The organism is Streptomyces sp. NBC_00569, assembly GCF_036345255.1.
Classification (GTDB): Bacteria; Actinomycetota; Actinomycetes; order Streptomycetales; family Streptomycetaceae; genus Streptomyces.
Genome location: NZ_CP107783.1, coordinates 2,859,857 through 2,884,618, shown reverse-complemented (window position 1 = coordinate 2,884,618; position 24,762 = coordinate 2,859,857). Strand labels below are relative to the sequence as shown.

Genomic DNA, 24,762 nt, shown 5'->3' with positions numbered 1-24,762 from the left:
GGACCGTCAGGCCGCGGTCGGCAAGTGCTCCGCCAGCCACGTCGGGACGCCGCCCAGCAGGCGGAACAGGCGGGACGCCTCCGCGCGCAGCCGCGCCGCCGCCTCCGGATCGGGTTCCGCCTCCGCCAGGGACGCGAGCGCCGGGGCCGTGCCGACCAGGTAGCCGAGCTCCTCGCGGATGCGCAGCGACTCGGCGAAACCGTGCCGCGCCTCCGCCAACTCGCCGTCGCGCAGGGCGAGTCCGGCCAGATGGCGCCAGGTGAAGGAGAGCAGCAGCGGATCGGGGTGCGCCGTCGCGCCCGCGTGGGCCCTGCGGTACGCGGCCCTGGCCGCCTGCGGCGAGTCGGACAGGTTCTCCGCCATCAGGCCGCGCCGGAAGTCGAGCAGGGCGCGTCCCGGGGCGCCGGGCGGGAGCAGCGCGGCGGCCCTGCCGAGCGCGGAGCGTGCCTCGTCGGCCCGGTCTCGGACCCCCAACAGTGTCGCGGAGTAGGCGAGTTGGCCGCGCTCGCAGGCCGCGGCGCCGCGTTCGCCGTCGTTGTGGGCCAGCGCCTCGGCGGCGCGCAGCGCGTCCTCGGCGGCGGCCCAGCCCTGCTCGGTGTAGAGGCAGCGCTCCCCGAGCAGCGCGGCCCGCTGGAGCGCGGCCCGCGCGTCCGTCGCGGCGAGCCGCTCGAGCAGCGAGGCCGCGTCGGTCCAGCAGGCGCGCGAGCGCAGCCGCCATACCGCGGTCTGGAGTGGATCGTCCCCTGCAGTCGTTCCGGAACCAGACATGGCGGTATGCGCCACGTTGCCCTCCCCGAGCACACCATTGAGCCGAGCTGTCGTGCGCGCATCTCAGCATGGATGTGCGCACTCGGCCAAGGGGGTAGGTGAAAGATTTCACAAACGCATGGGGTGGCGGGCGGGGTTCGAAACCCCCCTCGGGGGGCCCGAGTTCAGCTCATACGCAGGGCCAGGAAGAAGTCCAGCTTGTCCTCGAGCCGCGAGAGATCGCGGTTGGTGAGCTGTTCGATCCGCCCGACGCGGTAGCGCAGCGTGTTGACGTGGAGGTGCAGACGGCTCGCGCAGCGTGTCCACGAACCGTCGCAGTCGAGGAACGCCTCCAGGGTCGGAATGAGTTCGGCGCGGTGCTTGCGGTCGTAGTCGCGCAGCGGGTCGAGGAGGCGGGCCGTGAAGGCGCGGCGCACGTCGTCCGGGACGAACGGCAGCAGCAGGACGTGCGAGGCCAGCTCCTGGTGGCCCGCGGCGCACACGCGCCCCGTACGGGCCGCGGCGACGCGACGGGCGTGCCGGGCCTCCTCCAGGGCCCCGCGCAGCCCCTCCGCCGAGTGCACGGCGGCGCTGACGCCCAGCGTGAGCCTGCCGTCGTCCGCGAGGCCGGCCGTCAGCGGGTCGCGTACGGAGTCCAGGAGCGCGTCGGCGTGCAGCCCCGTCTCCGCCCCGTCGTGCTCGTCCGGCACGGCGGACAGCGGCACGAGGGCGATGGCCTCGTCGCCGTTGTGGGCGACGGCGATGCGGTCGGAGGGCTCGGGCCCGGCCGACAGGGGGTCGACGAGGATCTCCTCCAGGAGCGACTGGGCGACCGGGCCGCCCTCGATGTCGCCGCCCTCCCATTCGACCTTCGCCACGATGACCTGCCAGTGCGGGGCGGCGCCGAGGCCGGGGAGCAGCACGGGCGCGGCGACGCGCAGGCGTGCGGCGATCTCGGCGGGGGCGGCGCCCGTCTGGACCAGTTCGAGGACCTCCTGCGCGAGCCGGCGGCGCACGGTGCGGGCCGCGTCGCGCCGGTCGCGCTCGACGGCGATCAGCTGGGTCACGCCCTGGAGCAGGTCGAGCCGCTCCTCGGGCCAGTCGCTCGCGTCCGCCTCGACGGCGAGCAGCCAGTCGGACAGGACCGTCTCGCGCACGTCGCGGGAGGCGGGCGTCGCGCCGCGGCCCGCGCTGCGGATCGGGAAGAGCGAGTACGTCGTGCCTCCCGCCGCGTCGCCCGGCCGCCGCCCCTCGTCGAGACGCTTCGCGCCGCCCGCGTCGATCGTCACCCGGTGCGGCCCGCGCCGCCCGGTGCGTGCGGCCGCCAGGTGCTCGGCGGCGAGACGGGCGCACACGGCGGCGGACAGCTCGGGGCCCGCCGCGCTCGACCCGGCGATGGCGCGGCCCGCGGGGGAGAGCACCCAGGCGCGCAGGTCGAGGTCGGTGCCCAGGAGGTCCAGGACCACGTCGGGGCCGCCGCCAGCCGGGCCGGACGTCATGAGGCGCCGGTGCCGGTCGACGACGGCGGCGAGGTCGCCGGCCCGCTCGCCCGAGACCTGGCGCACGACATGCTCGGTGACCGTCGCGAAGGCGACGGACTCGTTCACCGCGAACAGCGGGAGCCGGTGGCGCGCGCACGCCTCGACGATGTCGTCGGGGATGTCCCCGAGCTCCGCCTCACCGGCCGCGAGCGCGGCCACGCCGGCCGTCGCGAGGATGCGGACGAACGGTTCGGCGTCCGCCGCGTCGCGGCGCCACGCGAGTCCGGTGAGGACCAGCTCGCCGCCGGAGAGGTAGCGGCTGGGGTCCCGCAGGTCCGTGGTCATTACACCGCGCACGGTGCGGTCCAGTTCGTCCTCGCCGCCGAGCAGCCTGAGGCCCAGCGCGTCTGTATCAAGTAGGGCGCGCAGCCGCATCTCGTTGCCGCCGATCTGTCTCGAAGATTGTGCTGTCTGAAGGTGAGGCGGCCGTGGCCGCTCCCCGGGCGCCGCGTCCGTGTTGCGCGTGGTTCTGCGTTTCCAGGGGGAAGCGGTGAGGTTTCCGGTGACCGCCGTTTATATGAATCTACAAGACGTCCCGGTTGGCCAGCCAACTCCTTCATGGTTTCCGTGACTGACCACGCCGGAGTGCCGCGCTGTGTACTGAGCCCACTCCACGTAAACAGCACATGAACGAGCCTTCGAGGTCCGCACATCCCGTGGCTCGATCCGTTCGAACGACCGACCACGAGATCACGAAGAAGAGAGCCGCTCATGGACTTCCTTCGCCCCGCCAGCTGGGAGGAGGCGCTCGCCGCCAAGGCCGAGCACCCCACCGCTGTGCCGCTCGCGGGTGGCACCGATGTGATGGTCGAGATCAACTTCGACCACCGGCGCCCCGAGTACCTCCTTGACCTGAACCGCATCGGGGAGCTCGGCGAATGGGAGGTCGGACAGGACACCGTCCGTCTCGGCGCCTCCGTCCCCTACACCAAGATCATGCAGAATCTGCGCGCCGAGCTGCCCGGCCTGGCTCTCGCCTCCCACACGGTGGCCTCGCCGCAGATCCGCAACCGCGGCGGCGTCGGGGGCAACCTCGGCACCGCGTCGCCCGCCGGTGACGCCCACCCCGCGCTCCTCGCCGCCGACTGCGAGGTCGAGGTGGAGTCCGTACGCGGCTCACGCCGGATCCCGATCGACGCCTTCTACACCGGTGTGAAGCGCAACGCGCTCGCCCCCGACGAGCTGATCAGGGCCGTCCACATCAAGAAGGCCGACGGCCCGCAGCAGTACTCCAAGGTCGGCACCCGCAACGCGATGGTCATCGCCGTGTGCGCCTTCGGCCTGGCGCTGCACCCCGAGACCCGTACGGTCCGCACCGGCATCGGCTCGGCCGCGCCGACCCCGGTCCGTGCCAAGGCCGCCGAGGAGTTCCTGAACGCGGCGCTCGAAGAGGGCGGCTTCTGGGACAACGGCAAGATCATCACCCCTTCGGTCGCCAAGCAGTTCGCGGACCTCTGCGCGGCCGCCTGCAACCCGATCGACGACGTCCGGGGCACCGCGAGCTACCGCCGGCACGCCGTCGGCATCATGGCCCGCCGCACCCTGACGTGGACCTGGGAGTCGTACCGCGGCACCGCCGCAAGCACGGAGGGAGTCGCGTAATGCGCGTCAATTTCACGGTCAACGGCCGTCAGCAGGAAGCCGACGACGTGTGGGAGGGCGAGAGCCTTCTGTACGTCCTGCGTGAGCGCATTGGGCTGCCCGGCTCCAAGAACGCCTGCGAGCAGGGCGAGTGCGGTTCCTGCACCGTCCGCCTCGACGGGGTGCCGGTCTGTTCGTGCCTGGTCGCGGCCGGTCAGGTCGAGGGCCGCGACGTCGTCACCGTCGAGGGCCTCGCCGACTTCGCCAAGCAGCGCGCCCAGCACGGGGGCTGCGCGAGCGGCGCCTGCGGCGACGACGCGGGCAAGGCGGGCACCTCCCTCCAGGACGCCCAGCAGTGGCAGTCCAAGCCGAGCGACTCGCAGACCGGCGAGGGCGACGAGCTCTCGCCGATCCAGCAGGCGTTCATCGACGCCGGAGCCGTCCAGTGCGGCTTCTGCACCCCCGGTCTGCTCGTCGCGGCCGACGAGATGCTCGAGCACAACCCGGACCCGTCCGACGCGGACATCCGTGAGGGCCTGTCGGGCAACCTGTGCCGCTGCACAGGCTACGAGAAGATCATGGACGCGGTACGGCTCGCCGCCGCGCGCCAGTCCGCAGCCGTTCCGAGCCAGGGAGCCTGACGCCATGGCCGACACACGCACCACCGGCATCCCGTTCAACGTCACGCAGGGCTCCAGGACCAAGGGCGGCATCGGCGAGTCCACGCTCCGCCCGGACGGCACCCTCAAGGTCACCGGCGAGTTCGCGTACTCGTCCGACATGTGGCACGAGGACATGCTGTGGGGCCAGATCCTGCGCTCCACGGTCGCCCACGCGGAGATCGTCTCCATCGACACCTCCGAGGCCCTCGCGACTTCCGGCGTCTACGCGGTACTTACGTACGACGACCTGCCGACCGACGTGAAGAACTACGGCCTGGAGATCCAGGACACCCCGGTCCTCGCCCACGGCAAGGTCCGCCACCACGGCGAGCCCGTCGCCATCGTGGCCGCCGACCACCCGGAGACCGCGCGCCGCGCCGCCGCCAAGATCAAGGTCGAGTACCGCGAACTCCCCGTCATCACCGACGAGGCGAGCGCGACCGCGCCGGACGCGATCCTCGTCCACGAGGGCCGCGACGACCACCACATCGGCCACGTCCCGCACCCGAACATCGTGCACCGCCAGCCGATCGTCCGCGGCAACGCCGAAGAGGCCGCCAAGAAGGCCGACTTCATCGTCAAGGGCGAGTACTACTTCGGCATGCAGGACCAGGCGTTCCTCGGCCCCGAGTCGGGTCTCGCCGTGCCGTCCGAGGACGGCGGCGTCGACCTGTACGTCGCCACCCAGTGGCTGCACTCGGACCTCAAGCAGATCGCCCCGGTCCTCGGCCTGCCCGAGGACAAGGTGCGCATGACGCTGTCCGGCGTCGGCGGCGCCTTCGGCGGCCGCGAGGACCTGTCCATGCAGATCCACGCCTGCCTCCTGGCGCTGCGCACGGGCAAGCCGGTCAAGATCGTCTACAACCGCTTCGAGTCGTTCTTCGGACACGTCCACCGTCACCCCGCGAGGCTCTACTACGAGCACGGGGCGACCAAGGACGGCAAGCTCACGCACATGAAGTGCAAGATCGTCCTCGACGGCGGCGCCTACGCCTCCGCCTCGCCGGCGGTCGTCGGCAACGCCTCGTCGCTCTCCGTCGGTCCGTACGTGATCGATGACGTGGACATCGAGGCGATCGCGCTCTACTCGAACAACCCGCCCTGCGGCGCCATGCGCGGCTTCGGCGCGGTCCAGGCGTGCTTCGCGTACGAGGCCCAGATGGACAAGCTCGCCGACAAGGTGGGCATGGACCGGGTCGCGTTCCGTCAGCTCAACGCCATGGAACAGGGCACGCTCATGCCGACAGGCCAGCCGGTCGACTCCCCGGCCCCGGTCGCCGAACTGCTGCGCCGTGTCCAGGCGATGCCGCTGCCGATGGAGCGTCAGTGGGAGTCCAGCGAGGGCTCCGACGTGCGCCAGCTGCCCGGCGGTCTGTCCAACACCACGCACGGCGAAGGAGTCGTCCGGGGGGTGGGCTACGCGGTCGGCATCAAGAACGTCGGCTTCTCCGAGGGCTTCGACGACTACTCCACCGCCAAGGTGCGCATGGAGGTCATCAACGGCGAGGCCGTCGCCACCGTGCACACCGCCATGGCGGAAGTCGGCCAGGGCGGCATCACCGTCCACGCGCAGATCGCCCGCACCGAGCTGGGCGTCGGGCAGGTGACCATCCACCCCGCCGACACGCAGGTCGGCTCGGCCGGCTCCACGTCCGCGTCGCGGCAGACGTACGTGACCGGCGGCGCCGTCAAGAACGCCTGCGAGCTGGTGCGCGAGAAGGTCCTGGAGATCGGGCGCCGGAAGAAGGGCACCTACCACCCGGCGTGGGCGACGGCCGAACTCCTCCTGGAGGGCGGCAAGGTCGTCACCGACGGAGGCGAGGTCCTCGCCGATCTCGTCGAGGTCCTGGAGGGCGAGGTCGTCGAGGTGGAGGAGGAGTGGCGCCACCGGCCCACTGTCCCCTTCGACCTGGTCACCGGTCAGGGCAACGGTCACGTGCAGTACTCGTTCGCCGCGCACCGCGCCGTCGTCGAGGTCGACACCGAGCTCGGCCTGGTCAAGGTCATCGAGCTGGCCTGCGCCCAGGACGTCGGCAAGGCGCTCAACCCGCTGTCCGTCGTCGGACAGATCCAGGGCGGCACCCTCCAGGGCATGGGCATCGCGGTGATGGAGGAGATCGTCGTCGACCCCAAGACCGCGAAGGTCCGGAACCCGTCCTTCACGGACTATCTGCTCCCCACGATTCTCGACACGCCGACCATCCCGGTCGACGTGCTCGAACTCGCCGACGACCACGCCCCGTACGGGCTGCGCGGCATCGGCGAGGCCCCGACCCTGTCGTCCACGCCGGCCGTCCTCGCGGCGATCCGCAACGCGACGGGCCTGGAGCTCGACCGGACCCCGGTTCGACCCGAGCACCTCACGGGAACGGGCCCGGCCTGACAAAGCTCTCCGGACGGTGCGTGCCTCCCAGGAACGTCACACTTCCCAGCCCGCACCGTCCGGAGCCTTCAAGTACCGCACCGCTCGCGGTTCTTTCCAGCACCACCAGCACTGAAGGCACCACCAGCTCCACCAGCACCAACCGGCACAACACCAGCAGCACGGTTTCTTGCGTAACACAGCTACGCATTACCCCGTTCGTCTCGGGCCGTCCCCCGGGTCGTGCAGCCCACGCATCATCCCAAATCCCGCGATCTCCAACCACGTTCGTGCGGGTGTCCCTGTGAACCTTGGGAGTAGGCACCATGACCCAGCAGTCTCTGGAGCCGAAGACCACCGCCGAAGACGCGGGCGCAGGCTCGCGTCCGTCGGCCGGCAGGTCTTGGCTCGACCGGTACTTCCACATATCCGAACGAGGATCCACCGTGCCGCGTGAGGTGCGCGGCGGCGTCACGACCTTCATGGCCATGGCGTACATCCTGCTGCTCAACCCCCTGATCCTGTCCGGCAAGGACGCGGCGGGCGACACGATGGGCCAGAAGGCCCTCATCACCGCCACCGCCTTCGCCGCGGCGTTCACCACGCTCCTCATGGGCTTCGTCGGCAAGGTGCCCCTCGCACTCGCCGCCGGCCTCTCCGTCTCAGGCGTGATCTCCTCGCAGGTCGCCCCCGAGATGACGTGGCCGCAGGCCATGGGCATGTGTGTGATGTACGGCGTGGTGATCATGCTCCTGGTGGTCACCGGCCTCCGTGAGATGATCATGAACGCGATTCCGCTCGCGCTCAAGCACGGCATCACGATGGGCATCGGCCTGTTCATCGCCCTGATCGGCCTCTACAAGTCCGGCTTCGTGCAGGTCGGCAAGGCCACCCCGCTCACGCTCGGCTCCACCGGAGAACTCGCCGGCTGGCCGGTCCTGCTCTTCGCGGGCACCCTGCTCCTGATCTTCATGCTCCAGGCCCGCAACACCCCCGGCGCCATCCTCATCGGCATCATCACCGGCACCGTCGTCGCGATGATCCTCAACGCGCTCGACGTGATCAACCCCAAGCAGTGGGCCAACGGAGCCCCCGAGCTGCACGGCAGCGCGGTCTCCACGCCCGACTTCTCGCTCTTCGGCCATGTCGAGTTCGGCGGCTGGGGCAAGGTCGGCGCGATGACCGTGGGCATGATCGTCTTCACGCTGGTCCTGGCCGGCTTCTTCGACGCGATGGCCACCATCATCGGCGTCGGCACCGAGGCCAAGCTGGCCGACGACAAGGGCCGGATGCCGGGCCTGTCCAAGGCGCTGTTCATCGACGGCGCGGGCGGTGCCATCGGCGGCGTCGCCGGCGGCTCGGGCCAGACCGTGTTCGTGGAGTCCGCCACGGGCGTCGGGGAAGGGGCCCGTACGGGTCTCGCCTCCGCCGTCACCGGACTCTTCTTCGCCGCCTGCCTGTTCTTCACCCCGGTGACCGCGATCGTCCCCCAGGAGGTCGCGTCCGCCGCGCTCGTCGTCATCGGCGCGATGATGATGATGAACGCCCGGCACGTCGACTGGGCGGACCGGGCCACCGCGATCCCGGTCTTCCTGACCGTGGTCCTGATGCCCTTCACGTACACCATCACCACCGGTGTGGCCGCGGGCGTCATCTCCTGGGTCGCCATCAAGATCGCCCAGGGCAAGGCCCGGGAGATCGGGGCCTTCATGTGGGGCCTCACGGTGATCTTCCTCGTGTACTTCGCCCTCAACCCGATCGAAGGATGGCTGGGCGTCCACTGACGCCCGGCCCGAGAGGGCCCCGCGCCCTCCACGCAACCGACAAGGAGACCTAGAGATGCTGGACATCGCCGAAGAGCTGCACCGGTGGGTCGAGCAGGGACGCGACTTCGCCGTGGCCACCGTGGTGGCCGTCGGCGGGAGCGCGCCCCGGCAGCCGGGAGCCGCACTCGCCGTCGACAGCGACGGCACCGCGATCGGCTCTGTCTCCGGCGGCTGCGTGGAGGGCGCCGTCTACGAACTGTGCCGGCAGGCGCTCGAGGACGGCGGGACCGTCCTCGAACGCTTCGGCTACAGCGACGACGACGCCTTCGCCGTGGGGCTCACCTGCGGCGGAATCATCGACATCCTGGTCACCCCGGTTCGCGCGGACACCCCGGGACGGGAGGTGCTCGCGGCGGCGCTGTCCGCCGCCGCCCGAGGAAGGGCGGCGGCGGTCGCGCGCATCACCCGGGGACCCGCCGAGCTCATGGGCCGCGCCATCCTCGTGCACGACGGCAGCGACGCCGGGAGCGGCTTCGCGGGTGACTACGAAGGCAGTCTCGGCGGCCACCCCGAACTGGACCGCACCGCGGCCGGCGAGGCCCGCGCGCTCCTCGACGCCGGACGCACCGGCACGGTGGAGATCGGCGAGAGCGGCTCGCGCTGCGGTCAGCCCCTCACCCTCCTCGTCGAGTCGTCCGTCCCCCCGCCCCGCATGATCGTCTTCGGGGCCATCGACTTCGCGGCGGCGCTCGTCAGGATCGGCAAGTTTCTCGGCTATCACGTGACCGTGTGCGACGCGCGCCCCGTCTTCGCGACGCCGGCCCGCTTCCCCGACGCCGACGACATCGTCGTGGAATGGCCCCACAAGTTCCTGGAGCGCACGCGGACGGACGGACGCACCGTCCTGTGCGTCCTCACCCACGACGCCAAGTTCGACGTCCCGCTCCTCCAGCTCGCGCTGCGCCTGCCGGTCGCCTACGTCGGCGCGATGGGCTCCCGCCGCACCCACCTCGACCGCAACGAACGCCTGCGTGACGTCGGCGTCACCGAGCTCGAACTGGCCCGCCTGCGCTCGCCGATCGGCCTCGACCTCGGCGCCCGCACCCCCGAGGAGACGGCCCTGTCCATCGCCTCGGAGATCGTCGCCAACCGGCGCGGCGGAAGCGGCGTCGCGCTGACGGGCGCCCACACGCCGATTCACCCCGACGGAGCGCGGGCGCCCTCCGGACGGATCGGGTCGGTGGCCTGACCGGTCCGGAACCACAGCTCCGTCTCCCGTACGGATCCGAGCAGCCCGTCGAGCGCCATGACGAGCGCGCGGTGGGCCAAGTCCCGGACAAATGAGGGCTGTTGGTGCGAGAGGCCCGGGTCGTTCGCCGCTTCGGCGACATGGGTGAGCTTCCCGAGGACCGCGTCGAGACGGCCGCGGGCCTCCTCGCCGAAGGTGTCGTCCTGCGCGACGAGTAACGCCTTGAGCCCACCGTGCCCCCGGTCGGCCCGCTCCCTGATGAGCCCGAGAGCCCTGACGGTGACCGACCCCGCCTCCTGCTGCCTGAGCGCTCTGAGCTGGGTCTCAAAGGTGTCGTCGAGGTCCACGAGGAGCCCCGCGAGTGTGTTGTCCGGGGGCGATCCGTCGCCGGCGGCTTCAGAGGAGGCCGCGACGGACTCCCGGGCAGGGGCGGGGACGCCCAGGCGGTCGGGCGCGGGCCTGGATCCGGGCCTTGCCTCAGGCGGTCCCACCTGCTCCGGTACCTTCGCCGCGGCCACCACCGTCACTGCCGGTTCGGCCTCCCCTGGCCCCGGCACGAGCACCGCCTCACCCGGCTCGTACGCGTCGACCGACCTCAGGTACGCGCCTGCCGCCTCCGCCGCGAGCCGGAAGAACCACCACCGGTCCCGCGCGTCGTACCGGACGCGGGCCGTGAACATCAACGCGCACGCCTGCATCGACAGGAGCCACTGGCCGGCCCACTGGCCCGAGACGGTGCGCTGCCGCAGCCAGGCGTCCGGCGCACTGCGCACCTCGCCGACGGTCCGGGCGAGACCCTGGGGGATCAGCAGACCGGGGGTGTCCCGGCCGACGAGCAGGTCAAGGAGTTCGGCGCGGGCGTCGTCGGACATGTGCGGCAGGAAGTCGGCCACCAGACAGAGCAGCAGATGCACGGGGTCACGGGCGAGCAGCGCCCGCTCGTCGAACCGTGACAGGTCGATCAGGACGTAGCGGCCGATGTCCGCGTCGGGCTCCTTGGGCACCATGATGTTGCCCGGGTGCAGATCGCCGTGCGCCCGGCCGCGTATCGGGTAGTCGAGAGTGCGCTCCGCCAGGGGGCAACTGCCCTTCAGATGAACGGGGTTGGGCAAGGGGGCGGCGTTGGCGCGGCCCGGTCTGATCCACGCGGTTCGGAGGCCGAGGCCCAGTTTGTCGCGGACCCAGACGGCCAGTGGTTCCGCCGGTTCGAGACGCCGGTCGAGGAGCTCGGAGACGAACGCGGCCGCCGTCATCTCCCCGTCCCACTTCTCGTCCGGGTTCCAGTCGGCCAGCAGGGACCGCGTGATCTGCGCCGCGACGCCGGGCAGGCGCCGCTGCCGCAGGACTGTGCTGAGCGTCACCATGGTCTCGTCGTTGCCCGCGAAGCCCTGGAACATCAGCCAGGCGTCGTCCACCGGCATCGGATCGTAGAGCTGCTCCACGAGATGGTCGCGGGGGAACGAGGGGTCGCCGTTGGGCAGGGACCGCCGCGCGGCGATGAGCCGCCCCGGCTCCATCGAGGAGTCGCCGTCAGGGGAGCAGAGTTTGATGATCATCCGGCGTTTGGTGCGACCGGGATCGCTGTCCCGGACGAACACGGAGGCCAGGGACGCGCCGCTGCCCCCGGTGTCGAGCCAGGCCGGGGCGGTCAGCGGGCGGTGATTCTGCTGCTGCCACTGGTCGAGCAACGCGGCGGTGCGCGCACCGAACCGGGCGAACTGCGGGGAGCCGTCCATCAATTCAGTATCACCGCAAGGACCGCGCGCGTGTTCGCCCTCGCGTGATATCTCCTGCGAGGACGACGAGAAGGGGGAGGCGACGATGGCACGTCTCAGGGGGAGCAGGCGCCCGAGGTGGCGCCCGGCGCCGGGTGACACGGTCGACGCGGCACGGCTGCGCGAGGAGATCACCGGGCACGAGGACGGCACCGGCGGCCCGCTCAGATTCGAGGGGCTGCGCGTACGCGGCCAGCTGGACCTGTCCCGCTGCCGCGTCGACTCCGCGCTCGAACTGGTCGACTGCGTCTTCGACGAGCCACTTCGCCTCGCCGAACTCACTGTCGGCGCCCTGGACTTGTCGGGGTCGAGAGCGCCTGCCCTGCACGCGAACCGGATCACTGTCGACGGCGACCTGCGGCTGTCCAGGGCGGCGCTCGGCAGCGGAACGCCCGTACCCCGGCCGCTGACCGGCCCGCCCGCGGCCGGAGACGGCCCCCGAGTGCCGCGCCGGCTGCCGGAGGACTCCACCTCGGCCGTTGTCGAACTGGCCGACGCGCGCATAGAAGGCAACCTCGTCGTCGAACAGCTCACCGTCGCCGACTCGGGCCCCTGGTCCCTGCTCGCCCCCCGCCTGGACGTGTCGGGCTCGGTCCACGCGCGCGGCCTCACGGCCTCCGGCGCCCTCTATCTGAGGGACGCCCAGATCGCCTACGCCCTCAACCTCGACGGCGCGGACGTCGGCGGCCTGGACGGCACCGGACTCGCCTGCGGGCGCGGCCTGTACGCCGACTGGGGCTTCCGCAGCGCCGGGCAGGTGCTGTTGCGCGCCGCCACGATCGAGGGCGTGGTCACGTTCCACGACAGTGTCGTCGACGCGCCCGCCGGCGCGCTGCTCCTGAGCCGGCTCCGGGTGCCACGGCTGCGCCTCGATCTGCGCGAACCGCCGGCGGGCGCGGTGGTCCTCCAGGACGCGGCCGTCGACGTGCTCGTGGACTCGGCCGCCACGTGGCCCGCCCCGGGCCGGCTCAACCTCGAGGGCTTCACGTACAAGCGCCTCGAAACCGCCGGACCCGTCGACGTCCGCACCCGCATCGGCTGGCTGACCCGCGACCCGAACGCGGGCGCGGGCTCCTTCGAGCAGCTGGCGACGTCGTACGAGAGCGCGGGCGACGAGCGGTCCGCGCGCATCGTGCGGCACGCCAGGGAGCGTCATGTGCGCCGCCTCGACCGGCTGTCGGGGCGCGCGTGGGGCCTGGTCCAGGACCTGCTGTTCGGCTACGGCTACGCTCCGCGCCGGGCGCTCGTCTGGCTGCTCTCCCTGGCCGCCGCGGGTTCCCTGTGGTTCGCGAACCACGAGCCGCGCGCGGTCGGCGGCTCCGGGCAACGGGCCTGGGACCCGGTCCTGTACAGCGTCGACCTGCTCATCCCCGTGGCGAGCCTCGGCTACCGGGGCTCCTGGGATCCGCAGGGCGCGGGCAAGGCCGTCGCCGTCTTCCTCGTCGTCTCCGGCTGGACGCTGGCGACGGCGGTCCTCGCGGGCGCCAGACGCGTCATCGGAAAAGGGTGAGTGACCGGAAGAGAGACGTCATTGTTCGGTCGTCTCAATTCCCGTACTGCAGCAGCTTCTTGACGGCGTGTCCGAACACCATGCGGCCCACCCTCGCGAGCAGCGGGTCGCACCAGCGCGGCAGCGGGCCCACGCGGATCTCCTCGCGCCACGCGACCAGGGACCCGGCGCCGTACGGCGCCACCTCGATCTCGGCCCAGCCCGTGACGAAGATGCCGCGCTTCTCCAGGCGGCACAGCCCGGCCGAATCGCCGTACGGGGGCGCCCAGTCGACGACCTCCATCGGGTCCTCGAAGGTGAGACGCCCGACGCCGGTCCGCGGCACGAAGACGGTGCCCTCGCCGGTCGGCGGCGGGGTCGCGAGCCTGACGCGGGTGAGGGGGACGACGTCCCCGTGCCGCTCCCAGTCCGTCATGCGACGCCACGCCTCGGCGGCGGAAAGCGGCGATTCACGGGTGATTCGGAAGAAGGCCACGCCCGGATCCTAGAACCGCGGGCGCCCTTCCCGGCGCTGCCCGGCGCGCGCCGGATCTCCGTGCTTCCTAACTCCTAAGACCCTACGATCTGTTGTGCCTATTTGATCATGATCCCCCCACACCGGCTGGAGCGCACATGGCACACGCCCCCCACGTCATCGACCCCGCGGGCCGCGGCCTCCACGCGGAGGCCGATCTGCTGCGCACGCACGGCTGTGCGGCACTCGTGGAACTCCCGGGCGGCATACGCGCCTGGGCCCCGACCCGGTACGCGGTCCTCAAGCAGCTCCTCGCCGACGACCGCGTGTCCAAGGACCCCAACCAGCACTGGCCCGCCTGGATGAACGGGGAGTTCCGCGAGACCTGGGTCAACTCCTGGGTGGGCGTGACCAACATGTTCACCGCCTACGGCAGCAACCACCGCCGCCTGCGCAAACTGATCTCGCCCGCGTTCACCAAGCGCCGCACCGACGGCCTGCGCCCCCGTGTCGAGGAGCTGGCCGCCGGCCTCCTCGACCGGATGGCCGAGTCGCCCGACGGCCGCGTCGACCTGCGCGCCGCATACGCGCACCCGCTGCCCATGCAGGTCATCTGCGAGCTGTTCGGGCTGCCCGAGGACCGGCAGGCCGATGCCGCCCGCCTCATCGCCGGCATCATGGACACCACCGTCACACCCGAGCAGGCCATGGCCGTCTGGCAGGAGGTGCAGGAGCTCCTCGGCGGCCTGGTCGCCCTCAAGCGCGAGACGCCCGCCGACGACCTCACCAGCGTCCTGATCGCCACCCGCGACGAAGAGGACGGCTCGGGCCTGACCGAGCAGGAGCTCATCGACACGCTGCTGCTCGTCATCGGCGCCGGCCACGAGACGACCGTCAACCTCATCGGCAACGCCGTGCAGGCCCTTCTCAGCCACCCCGACCAGCTGGCCCGCGTCCTCGCGGGCGAGATCCCCTGGAGCGACGTGATCGAGGAGACCTTGCGCTGGGCCCCCTCGATCGCCAATCTGCCGCTGCGGTACGCCGTCGAGGACATCGAGCTGCCCGACGGCGTCAAGATCCCCCAGGGTGACGCGATCCTCGCGACGTACGCCTCGGCGGGGCGCGACCCGCTCCGCCACGGCGACGACGCGGGATCCTTCGACGTCACGCGCGTGGACAAGGAGCACCTCGCCTTCGGGTACGGCGTCCACTTCTGCGTCGGTGCCCCGCTGGCCCGCCTCGAAGCGGCGATCGCGCTGCCCGCTCTGTTCGAGCGCTTCCCCGGCCTGGCTCTCGACGTGAGCGAGGGCGAGGCCCCGCATGTGGAGTCCTTCATCGGCCACGGCTACAGCGAGTTGTGGTTCACGCTGTAGGACCCGGGTGAGCCGGGGGAGGCGGTTCAGGGCCGGTAGATCCTGCCCGGCTCGGCCTTCCCCGGCGCGAAGAGCTGCGGCACGGTCACGAACACGTAGCCCTTCGCCTTGAGTTCGTCGATGACGCCGGGCACCGCGGGCACGGTGCCCTTGTAGATGTCGTGCAGCAGGATGATTCCGTCGCGCTTCGTCTGCTCGACGACGCGCTTCCTGATCAGGGCCGAGTCGTTCGTCGTGTAGTCCTTGGCCGTCACGCTCCACAGGATCTGGGCGAGCCCCTCCTTCTCGGCGAGCTCGCTGACATGGTTGTTCGTGCGGCCCTGCGGCGGCCGCATCAGCGTCGGCCGCTTCCCGGTCAGCTTCTCTATCGCGTCGTCCGGCCGCTCGAACTCCTCCCGTATCTGCGCGTCGTCGATGTCGGTGAGGATCTTGTGGTCCCAGGTGTGGCTCGCGACCTCGTGCCCCTCGCGCTCCATGCGTCTGACCAGCTCCGGGTACTTCGCGATGTGGTTCCTGCCGAGCAGGAAGAACGTCGCGGGGACGTGCTTCTCCTTCAGGATGTCGAGCAGCCGCGCGCTGTTCTCGCTCGGGCCGGCGTCGAACGTGAGCGCCACGCACTTCGCTTTGCGGCAGTCGACGGTCCCCAGTGAGGCCCCCGCGTTCTTGGCGTCCGCGTGGCTCCTGTCGGCCCTGGCCCCGCTCGGGGCGGTCGTGTCGTACGACGTGCAGCCGCTCAGGCCGAAGGCCAGGGCGCCGGCGGTGACGAGCGCGGCGGCGTGGAACGCGGCCCTGGATTTCCTCATCTTCTGAATCGCGGTAGGCATGCCAGGACTATACATAGCGTGTATACGCACGATGTATAGCCAGGGTGTATAGCGGTCCGGCCTGCGGTGATGCCGCTGGGCGGTACTGATCCGACCGGTGGTCGCGGCAGGGAGGGCCTGACGGGGGTGTGCGCGCACGATTGACAGCGCGTGCGCCGTTGCGGATGGTGTCCCTCTGGCGCGACGCCTGACGGTTGGGGGACCGAGATGGGTGTGGGGGACGGGCACGCGGGGTCGGGATCCGGGTCGGATCCGGAATCGAGGTCGGGGGCGCCTTCGGGATCGAGGGCGCGGGAGCCGCGGGACGCGGTGCCGGCGGATGCGATTCCCCGGAATGTGGAGGGGGCGGGGCCGGCGTCGGGGCCGGAGGCCGGCCCGAGCGGCTCGGCTGCCGCCGACCCTGGGTCCGGCGCAGATCCGGGCCGGGGTGCCGCGCCGAGTTTCGGGCCTCCCGGGTCAGGGGCGCCCGTCACGACGGGGTCGGCGTCCGGACCGGCCGGCCCCCGGCCGCTGAGCCCCGTACGGCCGCAGGCGTACCCCGCCGCACCGCCCCCGCCGACCCGTCCGCCGGCATTCGGACCACCGCCTCCACCACCGCCACGACCACCGGTGGTCCCCGCACCCAAGGCTCCCGCCGATCCCGTGCGAGCCGTGGCCGCCGGCCTGCTCAACCTCACCGGACTCGGGGCCGGTTACTTTCTCCTGAGGCGCTGGGTCCTGGCCGTCGCCTGTCTCGCCGCCACCGCCGCGCTGCTCGTCCTCGCGCTGCCCGCCGATCCCGACGGCGTACCGGCCGGGCTGCTCGTCGCGTACGGGCTCCTGCTGCTCGTCGCCGCTCTGGACGCGGCACGGCGAGCGGCAACTACGCCACTGCGCAGTCCAGTTGTGGCGATGGCGCTCGGGATCGTGCTGCTCGCCGTGCCCGCGGGAGGCGTCGTCGCGTACGGCGCGGCGCGCGACGACGCCGTGGAGGAGATGCTGCTCGGCCGCCTCGACGGCGCCGACGCGCTCGTCGCGAAGGCCGCCGCCCGTACCTCGTTCGCCGAAGGCCGCGCCGACTACACCGCCGCGCTGGCCCGCTACCGCGAACTCGCCCACGACCACGCAGGATCCAAGGCGGCCGGACTGGTCCCCGACCGGCTCGACGCCTACTACAAGGCCGTGGCCAAGCCGTACACGGACAAGAAGGACTGCGAGGCGATCGAGCCGCTGACCTATCTGCGGACCGTCCCCGGCCGGCACATGGATCGCGGCGTGCTCGGTTCCCTCGCCACCTGGCCCGACAAGCCCCTGGCCGCCTCCCTGTATGCGTGCGGCACCGGCAGACTCGGCGCCGAGAACGCAGGCTCCGACGGCGGCGAGCTCGGCCGACTCCTGCGTACCTTCCCGAAGTCGGAGCAGGCGGGACAGGTGGGAGGCGCCCTGCGCGACGCCGTCGCCGCACGCGACCGCAGCCTCGGCGGCGCCGAACCCTGCACCGCGACGGACGAACTGCGCAGCATCGGCCGGACGGCCGACGCGCTCCCGGACGATGCGGGGGCGGGCGTGGCGGCCGAGGTCGACACAGCCGTGGAGAAGGGCGTCTACTCCTGCGGGGTCGACGAGTTCAAGGACAAGAAGTTCGGCGACGCCCGCAAGACCCTGGCCGACTTCGCGGACACGTACAAGAACAGCAAGCACCGGGCCAGGGCCGAGGACATCGCGATCGCCGCCGAGATCGCCGGGCTGCGTCCCGCCGCCGGCAATCACCTGCCGCCCGCCGGGAGTCCGGGCGGCGCCCGGATGACGCTCGTCGTCAGCAACGACGGCCCGGGCCCCGTCGAGGTCCTCTACACGGGCCCGGTCACCGGCAGCGTCAAGCTCGCCGCCTGTGGCTCCTGCACGATGTATGCGAGCGAGTCGGCGGGCCGGAGCAAGGCCTGCAAGGCGAACAGGAAGTACCCGAAGGCCACGATCAGGCTGCCCGCCGGGAAGTACCACTTCCTCCACAAGCACAGCGCGGACACGACGGCGGCCGTCTCCGACCGCGCCGCAGGGAGCGAGATCAGGCCGGGATACTCGTACACGCAGTGCAGTTACGTCGTGCGCGGCGGCGGCCTGTGACCGGCTGACCCCTCGCCGGGCGGCGCCGTGTGCGGGACGGGGCAGCCGCGCACGCCCGGCGTGGGGAACGTGCCGAGCTCGCTGACGCGGTAGCCCTTCGGGTAGCTCTTGATCTCCCGGTTCTGGCGGGCCTGGTGCGGCGCGCGGCGGGGCGGCATCAGGCGTACCGCACGGCCGCGCAGGCGGACGGCGCCCCGTACGAGCGTGCGCGTGAGAGGGCTCGGCGACTCGTAGTCGAAGGCGCGCAGGAGCGACTCGTCGAGGAGCGCGACCGTCGCCTTCTTCAGCACCGGTTCCAGGATGCCCGGATACCAGGACGCCATGAGGCTGAGCGTCGCGTCCGACACCCGCCGGCCGGCCTCGTCCCGGGCGAAGTGCTCGGCCTCGTACGCGTCGAGGCAGGCCTCGAACTCCTCGTAGCACTCCGGGATGCCCTGGATACCCATGTGCCGGCCCAGTGCGCGGTAGTAGTGCGCCGAGGCGATCACCTCGTGGCGCGAGAGGCGGCGCCAGCCATAGGTGTCGATCCAGCGTCTGGGCACGACGACGAACGTGCACAGGACGTACCGCATGTCGTCGTTGCTGATGTCGTAGCTGTGGTGCATCTGGTTGATGAGGCGGATCGCCGTGCGCCCCTGGATGCTGTCGAAGCCGTGCTCGACGACGGTGTCGAGCAGCAGCGAGGTGTCGTCGTAGCGCCTCTGCGGACGCTCCGTCAGTTCGGCCGTCAGGTCGAGCAGCCGGCCGATGCTCGGTACGGCGTAGGTGCGGTAGAGCGCCAGCTCCAGTGCCCGCGTGAGGTCCCACGGGAATTCGTAGGTGGCGGTCAGCCGGTAGATCGTCAGCCAGTCCCGGTCCGGGTCGAGCCGCCGGATCTGCCGGAGCCGTTCGTAGCGCTGCATGCCATCCCCCATCTGTGGCCTGGAGATCAACCCTACGGCGCCGCCGCCGCACCGGGACCGCTTCGGCGCGGTATGAATTCCGGCGGTGAAGTGCGGGGCGGCGCAAGGCAGTTCGGGTTTCTCGGAGAGGGGCCGGGTCAGACCCTCGTCGGTACGCGGCCGGCGGCCTCGGCCTCCCGGCCCAGGCCGAGTTGCTCCGCGGGCACCCGGTGCGTCTCGCGCGCGGTGAGGGCCGCGATGACCGGCGGGACGCAGAGCGCCGCGGTGAACAGGGCGACCGCGGACCAGTCGTCGCCGCCGGGACCCGCGATCTGGGCGGCGAACGTCACCGCGAACCCGGCCACCGCGAAGCCGATCTGGGTACCGATCGCCACACCGGAGAGCCGCACCCGGGTCGAGAACATCTCGCCGTAGAAGGACGGCCAGATGCCGTTGGCCGCGCTGTACACGACGCCGAAGGTGAGGATGCCGAGGACGAGGACCAGCGGGTACGACCTCGTGCTGATCGCCCACAGGTAGCAGGCCATCAGCACGGCGCTGCCGACGGCGCCCACGAGGTACACCGGCCTGCGCCCGATACGGTCCGAGAGCTTCGCCCAGAGCGGGATCGCGCCGAGGGCCGCGACGTTGGCGAGGGCGCCCACCCACAGCATCCCGGACCGGTCCATGCCCACCGAGTCGCTCGTCGCGTACGACAGGGCCCACACGGTGAAGATCGTGCTCACGGAGGCGATCAGGGATCCGGCGACGACGCGCAGGACGTCGGCCCAGTGGTCGCGCAGCAGGACGGCGAGCGGCAGCTTCACGACGCCCTCGGTCGCGGCCTGCTTGGCGAAGGCGGGGGTCTCCTCCAGGGAGCGCCGGATCGCGTACCCGACGACGGCGACGGCGACGCTCAGCCAGAACGGGACGCGCCAGCCCCACGAGAGCAGCTGGTCCTCGGGCAGCGCCGCGACCGGGATGAAGACGAGCGTGGCGATGAGCTGGCCGGCCTGGGTGCCGCTGAGGGTGAAGCTCGTGAAGAAGCCGCGGCGGCCCGGTGGCGCGTGTTCCAGCGTCATCGAGCTCGCGCTCGCCTGCTCACCCGCGGCGGAGATGCCCTGGAGCACACGGCACAGCACGAGCAGGAGGGGAGCGAGGGAGCCGACCTGCGCGCGGCTCGGCAGGCAGCCGATGAGGAACGTCGACAGGCCCATGAGGACCAGCGTGAAGACCATGATCTTCTTGCGGCCGAGCCGGTCGCCGATGTGGCCGAGGAAGAGGGCGCCGACGGGGCGGGCGGCGTAGGCGACGCCGAAGGTGGCGAGGGAGAGCAGCGTCGCGTTCGCCGGGTCGGACTCGTCGAAGAAGACCTTGGGGAAGATCAGCGCGGCGGCGCTGCCGTAGATGAAGAAGTCGTAGTACTCCAGGGCGCTGCCGGTCCAGGCCGCGAGCGCTGCCTTGCGCGGCTGGCCCTCAGGGGCCTGTGGCGGCGCGGCGGCGCCGGGGGAGGGGACGGTCACGGCGTACTCCTAGGGGGACACTTCGGCGATGAAGCGAGCGGAGGGGTGCGGGGTGGTGTCGTGGTGTCTTCGCCGGCCCTGGGGTGGGGGCGGTGGGGTTAATTAACCCACTGGGTAGTTAGTAGCGGATGGCTACGGATGTTGCGCTGGCGTTACCCGCGTGTCAAGGGGTGGGCCGCTAAAACTTCCGCACCGGCTGCCCGTCCGGCGCCCGGCCTCAGTCCTCGGCGCGGTCCGCCGTCAGATAGGCGATGACCATGTCGCCGAGCATGGTCCGGTAGTGCTCGCGCTGCTCCGCCGCCACCAGGTCGCGGCCGAAGAGTGCGCCGAACGTATGCCGGTTCGAGACCCGGAAGAAGCAGAACGAGCTGATCATCGCGTGCAGGTCGACGGCGTCGATCTCGGCCGTGAACAGGCCCGACGTGTGCCCGGCGTCGAGGATGCGCCGGATCACCTCGATCGCGGGCGAATTGAGCGCGCCGAGCTGTTCGGAGGCGGCGATGTGCTCCGCCTCGTGGATGTTCTCGATCGCGACCAGGCGGATGAAGTCGGGGTGCGCCTCGTGGTGGTCGAAGGTGAGCTCGGCGAGCCGGCGGATGGCCGCGACCGGGTCCAGATGGTCGACGTCGACCTCCTGCTCGGCCTGCCGGATCGCCGAGTACGCGTGCTCCAGAACCGCCGTGAACAGCTGTTCCTTGCCGCCGAAGTAGTAGTAGATCATCCGCTTCGTGGTGCGGGTGCGGGCCGCGATCTCGTCGACGCGGGCGCCCGTGTAGCCGGCGCGGGCGAACTCCTGGGTGGCGACGTCGAGGATCTCGGCCTTGGTGCGGGCGGCGTCGCGGATCCGTCCGGCGGGTCGCGTCGGCTCTTCGACTGTGGCCATGCGTTCCTCCGGGTCGGTTCGGTGCTGGTGATTGTAGAAGCAGCGCCGGGGCCGGTGAGCGGCTGCCCTTTCCAGGATGCCGCCTTCCTGGTATTACTAACGAACCAGTTCGTACATTAGGAGAAACGGTGCCTCAGGACTCCTGCCTCGTCGGCCTGATCGGTTCGGGCATCGGCCCCTCGCTGAGCCCCGCGCTCCATGAGCGGGAGGCCGACCGCCAGGGCCTGCGTTACCTCTACCGGCTGATCGACATCGACCCCCTGGGGGCCACCCCCGACCAGGTCGGCGACCTGGTGAGGGCGGCCCGGGCCGTGGGCTACGACGGCCTGAACATCACCCACCCCTGCAAGCAGCTCGTCATCCCGCACCTCGACGAGCTCGCTCCGCAGGCCGAGGCGCTCGGCGCCGTCAACACCGTCGTGTTCGAGGGCGGGCGCGCCGTCGGCCACAACACCGACGTCACCGGATTCGCGGCGTCCTTCGCCCGTGGCCTGCCCGACGCCGCGCTCGACCGGGTCGTGCAGCTCGGCGCGGGCGGCGCGGGCGCGGCCGTCGCGCACGCCGTGCTCACCCTGGGCGGCGGCCACCTCACCGTCGTGGACGCGATGCCCGAGCGCGCCGCGGACCTGGCCGCGTCGCTGAACCGGCACTTCGGCGAGGGCCGCGCGTCCGCCGAGACCCCGGACCGCATCGAGGAGCACCTCGCCCGCGCCGACGGCCTCGTCCACGCCACACCCACCGGCATGGCCGCCCACCCCGGACTCCCGCTCCCCGTCCGCCTGCTGCGCCCGTCCCTGTGGGTGGCGGAAGTCGTCTACCGGCCGCTGGAGACGGAACTGCTGCGCACCGCACGGGAGGTGGGCTGCGCCACGCTCGACGGCGGGGGCATGGCGGTGTTCCAGGCCGCCGACGCGTTCCGCCTCTTCACGCGCCGTGAGCCGGACAGTGCGCGGATGCTCGCGGACATCGCCGAACTGGCGGGCGCGGCGGCCGCACGGGGCTGACCCCGCCCCCCCCCGCAGCCGACTCGTCCACCGCCACCCCGTCCCCCTCCCAAGGAGCACCGCCGTGCGTACCTCGATCGCCACCGTCTCGCTCAGTGGATCCCTGACCGAGAAACTCACCGCCGCCGCCTCCGCCGGATTCGACGGGGTGGAGCTCTTCGAGAACGATCTCCTCGCGAGTCCCCTGACCCCCGAGGAGATCAGGGCCCGCACCGCCGACCTCGGCCTGACCATCGACCTCTACCAGCCGATGCGGGACATCGAGGCCGTGCCGCCGAAGGAGTTCGAGCGGAACCTGCGCCGCGCCGAGCACAAGTTCCGGCTGATGAACCGGCTCGGCACGGACACCGTCCTGGTGTGCTCCAGCGTCTCGCCCCTCGCCGTCGACGACGACGCGCTCGCCGCCGAACAACTCGACCGGCTCGCACAGTCGGCGCAGGAACACGGCGTCCGCGTCGCCTACGAAGCACTCGCCTGGGGTCGCCACGTCAGCACGTACGACCACGCCTGGCGCATCGTCGAGGCGGCGGGGCACCCGGCGCTCGGCACCTGTCTGGACAGCTTCCACATCCTCGCCCGCGGCTCCGACCCCAAGGGCATCGAGGGAATCCCCGGCGAGAAGATCTTCTTTCTCCAGCTCGCCGACGCCCCGCTGATGGCGATGGACGTGCTCCAGTGGAGCCGCCACTACCGCTGCTTCCCCGGGCAGGGCGGCCTGGACGTGACCGGACTCGTCCGGCACGTGATCAACGCCGGGTACACGGGCCCGCTCTCGCTGGAGGTGTTCAACGACGTCTTCCGGCAGGCCGACGCGGGCCCCACCGCCGTCGACGCCCGGCGCTCCCTGATGCTTCTCCAGGAGGCCGCCGGGATCGCGGCGCCGCCCGCACCGGTCCAGCCCACCGGCTTCGCCTTCGCGGAACTCACCACCCCGGACGCCGGTGCCGTGTCCTCGCTCCTCGGGGCGCTCGGCCTGGCCCGGACGGCCAGGCACCGCAGCAAGCCCGTCGAACTGTGGGAGCGCGGCGACGCCCGCATCCTCGTCACCACGGACCCGGTCCGCCACCGCGACGGGCTCGCCCTCGCCGCGCTCGGCCTGGAATCCCCCGACCCGGAGGGTGCGGCGGCCCGCGCCGAGGCGCTCCTCGCCCCCGTACTGCCGCGCTACCGGGCCCCGGAGGACGCCCCGCTGGACGCGGTGGCGGCGCCCGACGGCGTGGAGATCTTCTTCTGCGCGACGGACCGGGCGGGCCTGCCGAACTGGCGGGAGGACTTCCCACCCCTGACCGGCCCAGGCACAGGCACAGGCACCGGCGCCGGTGCCGGAGACCTGGACCCGCGGGGCGCCGTCCTGAGCATCGACCACCTCGCCCTGACCCAGCCCTGGCACCAGTTCGACGAGGCCGCGCTCTTCCACCGCACGGTCCTCGGGCTCAGGCCCCAGGAAAGCGTCGACGTCCCCGACCCTTACGGGCTGCTGCGCAGCCGCGCCGTCACGAACGACGACGGCCGGGTGCGGATCGCCCTGGGCATCGGCCCCGGCCCCGCCGACGACGCCGGCCGCGCCCAGCACATCGCCCTGGCGACGGACGACGTGATCGCCGCCGCGCGCGCCTTCCAGGACGCGGGCGGGCGCCCGTTGCCCGTACCGCCCAACTACTACGACGACCTGGCGGCGCGCTTCGAGTTCGCCCCGGGCGAGACGGAGACGTACCGGGAGCTCGGCATCCTCTACGACCGCGACGAGCACGGCACCTTCCGGCACTTCTATACGGAGACGGTCGGCCGGGTCTTCTTCGAAGTGGTCCAGCGCGAGGGCGGATACCGCGGTTACGGAGCCCAGAACGCCCCCGTCCGCCTCGCCGCCCAGCACGCACTGCGCCCCGGACGCAGGTAGGCCCCGCGCCGTACCGCCGCGACGCGTCAGTCCAGGCAGAACTCGTTCCCCTCCGGGTCGGTCATCACGATGTGGCCCGCGCTCAGCGGGGGAGCGGGCTCGTCGCGGCGCACCCGCGCAGCGCCGAGGGCGACGAGCCGGGCGCACTCGGCCTCGAGCGCCGTCATCCGCTCCTCTCCCTCGAGGCCGGGGGCGGCGCGGACGTCGAGGTGGACGCGGTTCTTGGCGGCCTTGCCCTCCGGCACCCGCTGGAAGAACACCCTCGGGCCCCGCCCGTCCGGGTCCTCGATGGCCGAGTGCGTGTTGCGCTGCTCCTCCGGTACGCCGATCCGCGTGAGGAAGTCGTCCCACGCGGCCAGCGGGTCGGCGCCCTCGGGCACCTCGACGCCGGGCGGCCCGGGGTGGACGTAACCCAGTACGTCGCGCCAGAACGACGACTGCGCCCTCGGGTCGTGGGCGTCGAAGGTGACCTGGATGTGTCGGCTCACAGGGTGCTCCGTTCGTGGCGGGGTGCGCGTGTGCGGGCAAGAGGTCCGCAGGACCGTGGGTCACAGTCGGCCCGCGTCCTGGAAGCCACCCTGACATCTCTTGCGGACAGATTCGGTCCGTGATCCCGGTGTGCCGAAG

General features: G+C 71.8%; 19 protein-coding genes. 10 read left to right on the top strand and 9 right to left on the bottom strand.

What is annotated here, in order from left to right:
- Nucleotides 1-6 precede the first annotated feature (6 nt).
- Nucleotides 7-768: a hypothetical protein gene (locus OHO83_RS13045; RefSeq protein ID WP_266675180.1), complete on the bottom strand. Its 762-nt coding sequence runs from the start codon at nucleotides 766-768 to the stop codon at nucleotides 7-9.
- A gap of 164 nt (nucleotides 769-932) precedes the next feature.
- Nucleotides 933-2,663 carry a PucR family transcriptional regulator gene (locus tag OHO83_RS13040; protein WP_330279487.1) on the bottom strand — a complete coding sequence of 577 codons (1,731 nt, stop codon included), beginning with the start codon at nucleotides 2,661-2,663 and terminating at the stop codon, nucleotides 933-935.
- Nucleotides 2,664-2,999: 336 nt separating this feature from the next.
- On the opposite strand from OHO83_RS13040, the gene OHO83_RS13035 reads away from it, so the two are divergent.
- From OHO83_RS13035 to OHO83_RS13015, 5 genes are all read left to right on the top strand, one after another.
- Nucleotides 3,000-3,890 carry an FAD binding domain-containing protein gene (locus OHO83_RS13035; RefSeq protein WP_266675182.1) on the top strand — a complete coding sequence of 297 codons (891 nt, stop codon included), beginning with the start codon at nucleotides 3,000-3,002 and terminating at the stop codon, nucleotides 3,888-3,890.
- A complete protein-coding gene (locus tag OHO83_RS13030) occupies nucleotides 3,890-4,510 on the top strand; it encodes a (2Fe-2S)-binding protein (protein WP_330279486.1) in 621 nt (206 codons plus the stop codon). The genes OHO83_RS13035 and OHO83_RS13030 overlap by 1 nt, the downstream gene beginning before the upstream one ends.
- A gap of 4 nt (nucleotides 4,511-4,514) precedes the next feature.
- Complete coding sequence (locus tag OHO83_RS13025; RefSeq protein WP_266675184.1) at nucleotides 4,515-6,914, top strand: xanthine dehydrogenase family protein molybdopterin-binding subunit; 2,400 nt, start codon at nucleotides 4,515-4,517, stop codon at nucleotides 6,912-6,914.
- A gap of 305 nt (nucleotides 6,915-7,219) precedes the next feature.
- On the top strand, nucleotides 7,220-8,677 hold the full coding sequence (locus tag OHO83_RS13020; RefSeq protein ID WP_330279485.1) for an NCS2 family permease: 1,458 nt from the start codon (nucleotides 7,220-7,222) through the stop codon (nucleotides 8,675-8,677).
- A 55-nt stretch (nucleotides 8,678-8,732) separates the two neighbouring features.
- Nucleotides 8,733-9,908, top strand: a complete 1,176-nt coding sequence (locus tag OHO83_RS13015) for an XdhC family protein (RefSeq protein WP_266675186.1) — start codon at nucleotides 8,733-8,735, stop codon at nucleotides 9,906-9,908.
- Here OHO83_RS13015 and OHO83_RS13010 read toward each other — a convergent pair.
- Nucleotides 9,857-11,644: a hypothetical protein gene (locus OHO83_RS13010; RefSeq protein WP_330279484.1), complete on the bottom strand. Its 1,788-nt coding sequence runs from the start codon at nucleotides 11,642-11,644 to the stop codon at nucleotides 9,857-9,859. The two genes, OHO83_RS13015 and OHO83_RS13010, sit on opposite strands and share 52 nt — an antisense overlap.
- A gap of 85 nt (nucleotides 11,645-11,729) precedes the next feature.
- On the opposite strand from OHO83_RS13010, the gene OHO83_RS13005 reads away from it, so the two are divergent.
- Entirely contained in the window at nucleotides 11,730-13,193 is a 1,464-nt protein-coding gene (locus tag OHO83_RS13005; RefSeq protein ID WP_330279483.1) for a hypothetical protein, read from the top strand.
- A gap of 34 nt (nucleotides 13,194-13,227) precedes the next feature.
- Here OHO83_RS13005 and OHO83_RS13000 read toward each other — a convergent pair whose 3' ends face one another.
- The gene (locus OHO83_RS13000) at nucleotides 13,228-13,668 is read right to left on the bottom strand and encodes an SRPBCC family protein (RefSeq protein ID WP_330279482.1); all 441 of its coding nucleotides are present in this window, start codon (nucleotides 13,666-13,668) and stop codon (nucleotides 13,228-13,230) included.
- Between the two features lie 137 nt (nucleotides 13,669-13,805).
- On the opposite strand from OHO83_RS13000, the gene OHO83_RS12995 reads away from it, so the two are divergent.
- A complete protein-coding gene (locus OHO83_RS12995; protein ID WP_330279481.1) occupies nucleotides 13,806-15,020 on the top strand; it encodes a cytochrome P450 family protein in 1,215 nt (404 codons plus the stop codon).
- A gap of 26 nt (nucleotides 15,021-15,046) precedes the next feature.
- Here the strand turns inward: OHO83_RS12995 and OHO83_RS12990 are convergent, their stop codons facing one another.
- The gene (locus OHO83_RS12990) at nucleotides 15,047-15,844 is read right to left on the bottom strand and encodes a polysaccharide deacetylase family protein (RefSeq protein ID WP_266675191.1); all 798 of its coding nucleotides are present in this window, start codon (nucleotides 15,842-15,844) and stop codon (nucleotides 15,047-15,049) included.
- A gap of 651 nt (nucleotides 15,845-16,495) precedes the next feature.
- On the opposite strand from OHO83_RS12990, the gene OHO83_RS12985 reads away from it, so the two are divergent.
- Complete coding sequence (locus OHO83_RS12985; RefSeq protein WP_330279480.1) at nucleotides 16,496-17,947, top strand: hypothetical protein; 1,452 nt, start codon at nucleotides 16,496-16,498, stop codon at nucleotides 17,945-17,947.
- Here OHO83_RS12985 and OHO83_RS12980 read toward each other — a convergent pair.
- The 3 genes from OHO83_RS12980 to OHO83_RS12970 all read right to left on the bottom strand — a co-directional run bounded on the left by OHO83_RS12980 (nucleotide 17,920) and on the right by OHO83_RS12970 (nucleotide 21,234).
- Nucleotides 17,920-18,849 carry an oxygenase MpaB family protein gene (locus OHO83_RS12980; RefSeq protein ID WP_330279479.1) on the bottom strand — a complete coding sequence of 310 codons (930 nt, stop codon included), beginning with the start codon at nucleotides 18,847-18,849 and terminating at the stop codon, nucleotides 17,920-17,922. The genes OHO83_RS12985 and OHO83_RS12980 overlap by 28 nt on opposite strands.
- Before the next feature lie 137 nt (nucleotides 18,850-18,986).
- Nucleotides 18,987-20,351: an MFS transporter gene (locus tag OHO83_RS12975; RefSeq protein WP_266675194.1), complete on the bottom strand. Its 1,365-nt coding sequence runs from the start codon at nucleotides 20,349-20,351 to the stop codon at nucleotides 18,987-18,989.
- A gap of 217 nt (nucleotides 20,352-20,568) precedes the next feature.
- On the bottom strand, nucleotides 20,569-21,234 hold the full coding sequence (locus OHO83_RS12970; RefSeq protein WP_330279478.1) for a TetR/AcrR family transcriptional regulator: 666 nt from the start codon (nucleotides 21,232-21,234) through the stop codon (nucleotides 20,569-20,571).
- 128 nt (nucleotides 21,235-21,362) lie between these two features.
- On the opposite strand from OHO83_RS12970, the gene OHO83_RS12965 reads away from it, so the two are divergent.
- Together OHO83_RS12965 and OHO83_RS12960 are read left to right on the top strand one after the other, a co-directional pair.
- The gene (locus OHO83_RS12965) at nucleotides 21,363-22,238 is read left to right on the top strand and encodes a shikimate dehydrogenase (RefSeq protein WP_266675196.1); all 876 of its coding nucleotides are present in this window, start codon (nucleotides 21,363-21,365) and stop codon (nucleotides 22,236-22,238) included.
- 64 nt (nucleotides 22,239-22,302) lie between these two features.
- Nucleotides 22,303-24,135 (top strand): bifunctional sugar phosphate isomerase/epimerase/4-hydroxyphenylpyruvate dioxygenase family protein, encoded by a 1,833-nt coding sequence (locus tag OHO83_RS12960; protein ID WP_330279477.1) that lies wholly within the window; start codon nucleotides 22,303-22,305, stop codon nucleotides 24,133-24,135.
- Nucleotides 24,136-24,161: 26 nt separating this feature from the next.
- On the opposite strand, the gene OHO83_RS12955 is transcribed toward OHO83_RS12960, so the two are convergent.
- Entirely contained in the window at nucleotides 24,162-24,623 is a 462-nt protein-coding gene (locus tag OHO83_RS12955; protein WP_266675198.1) for a VOC family protein, read from the bottom strand.
- Between the last annotated feature and the right edge of the window lie 139 nt (nucleotides 24,624-24,762).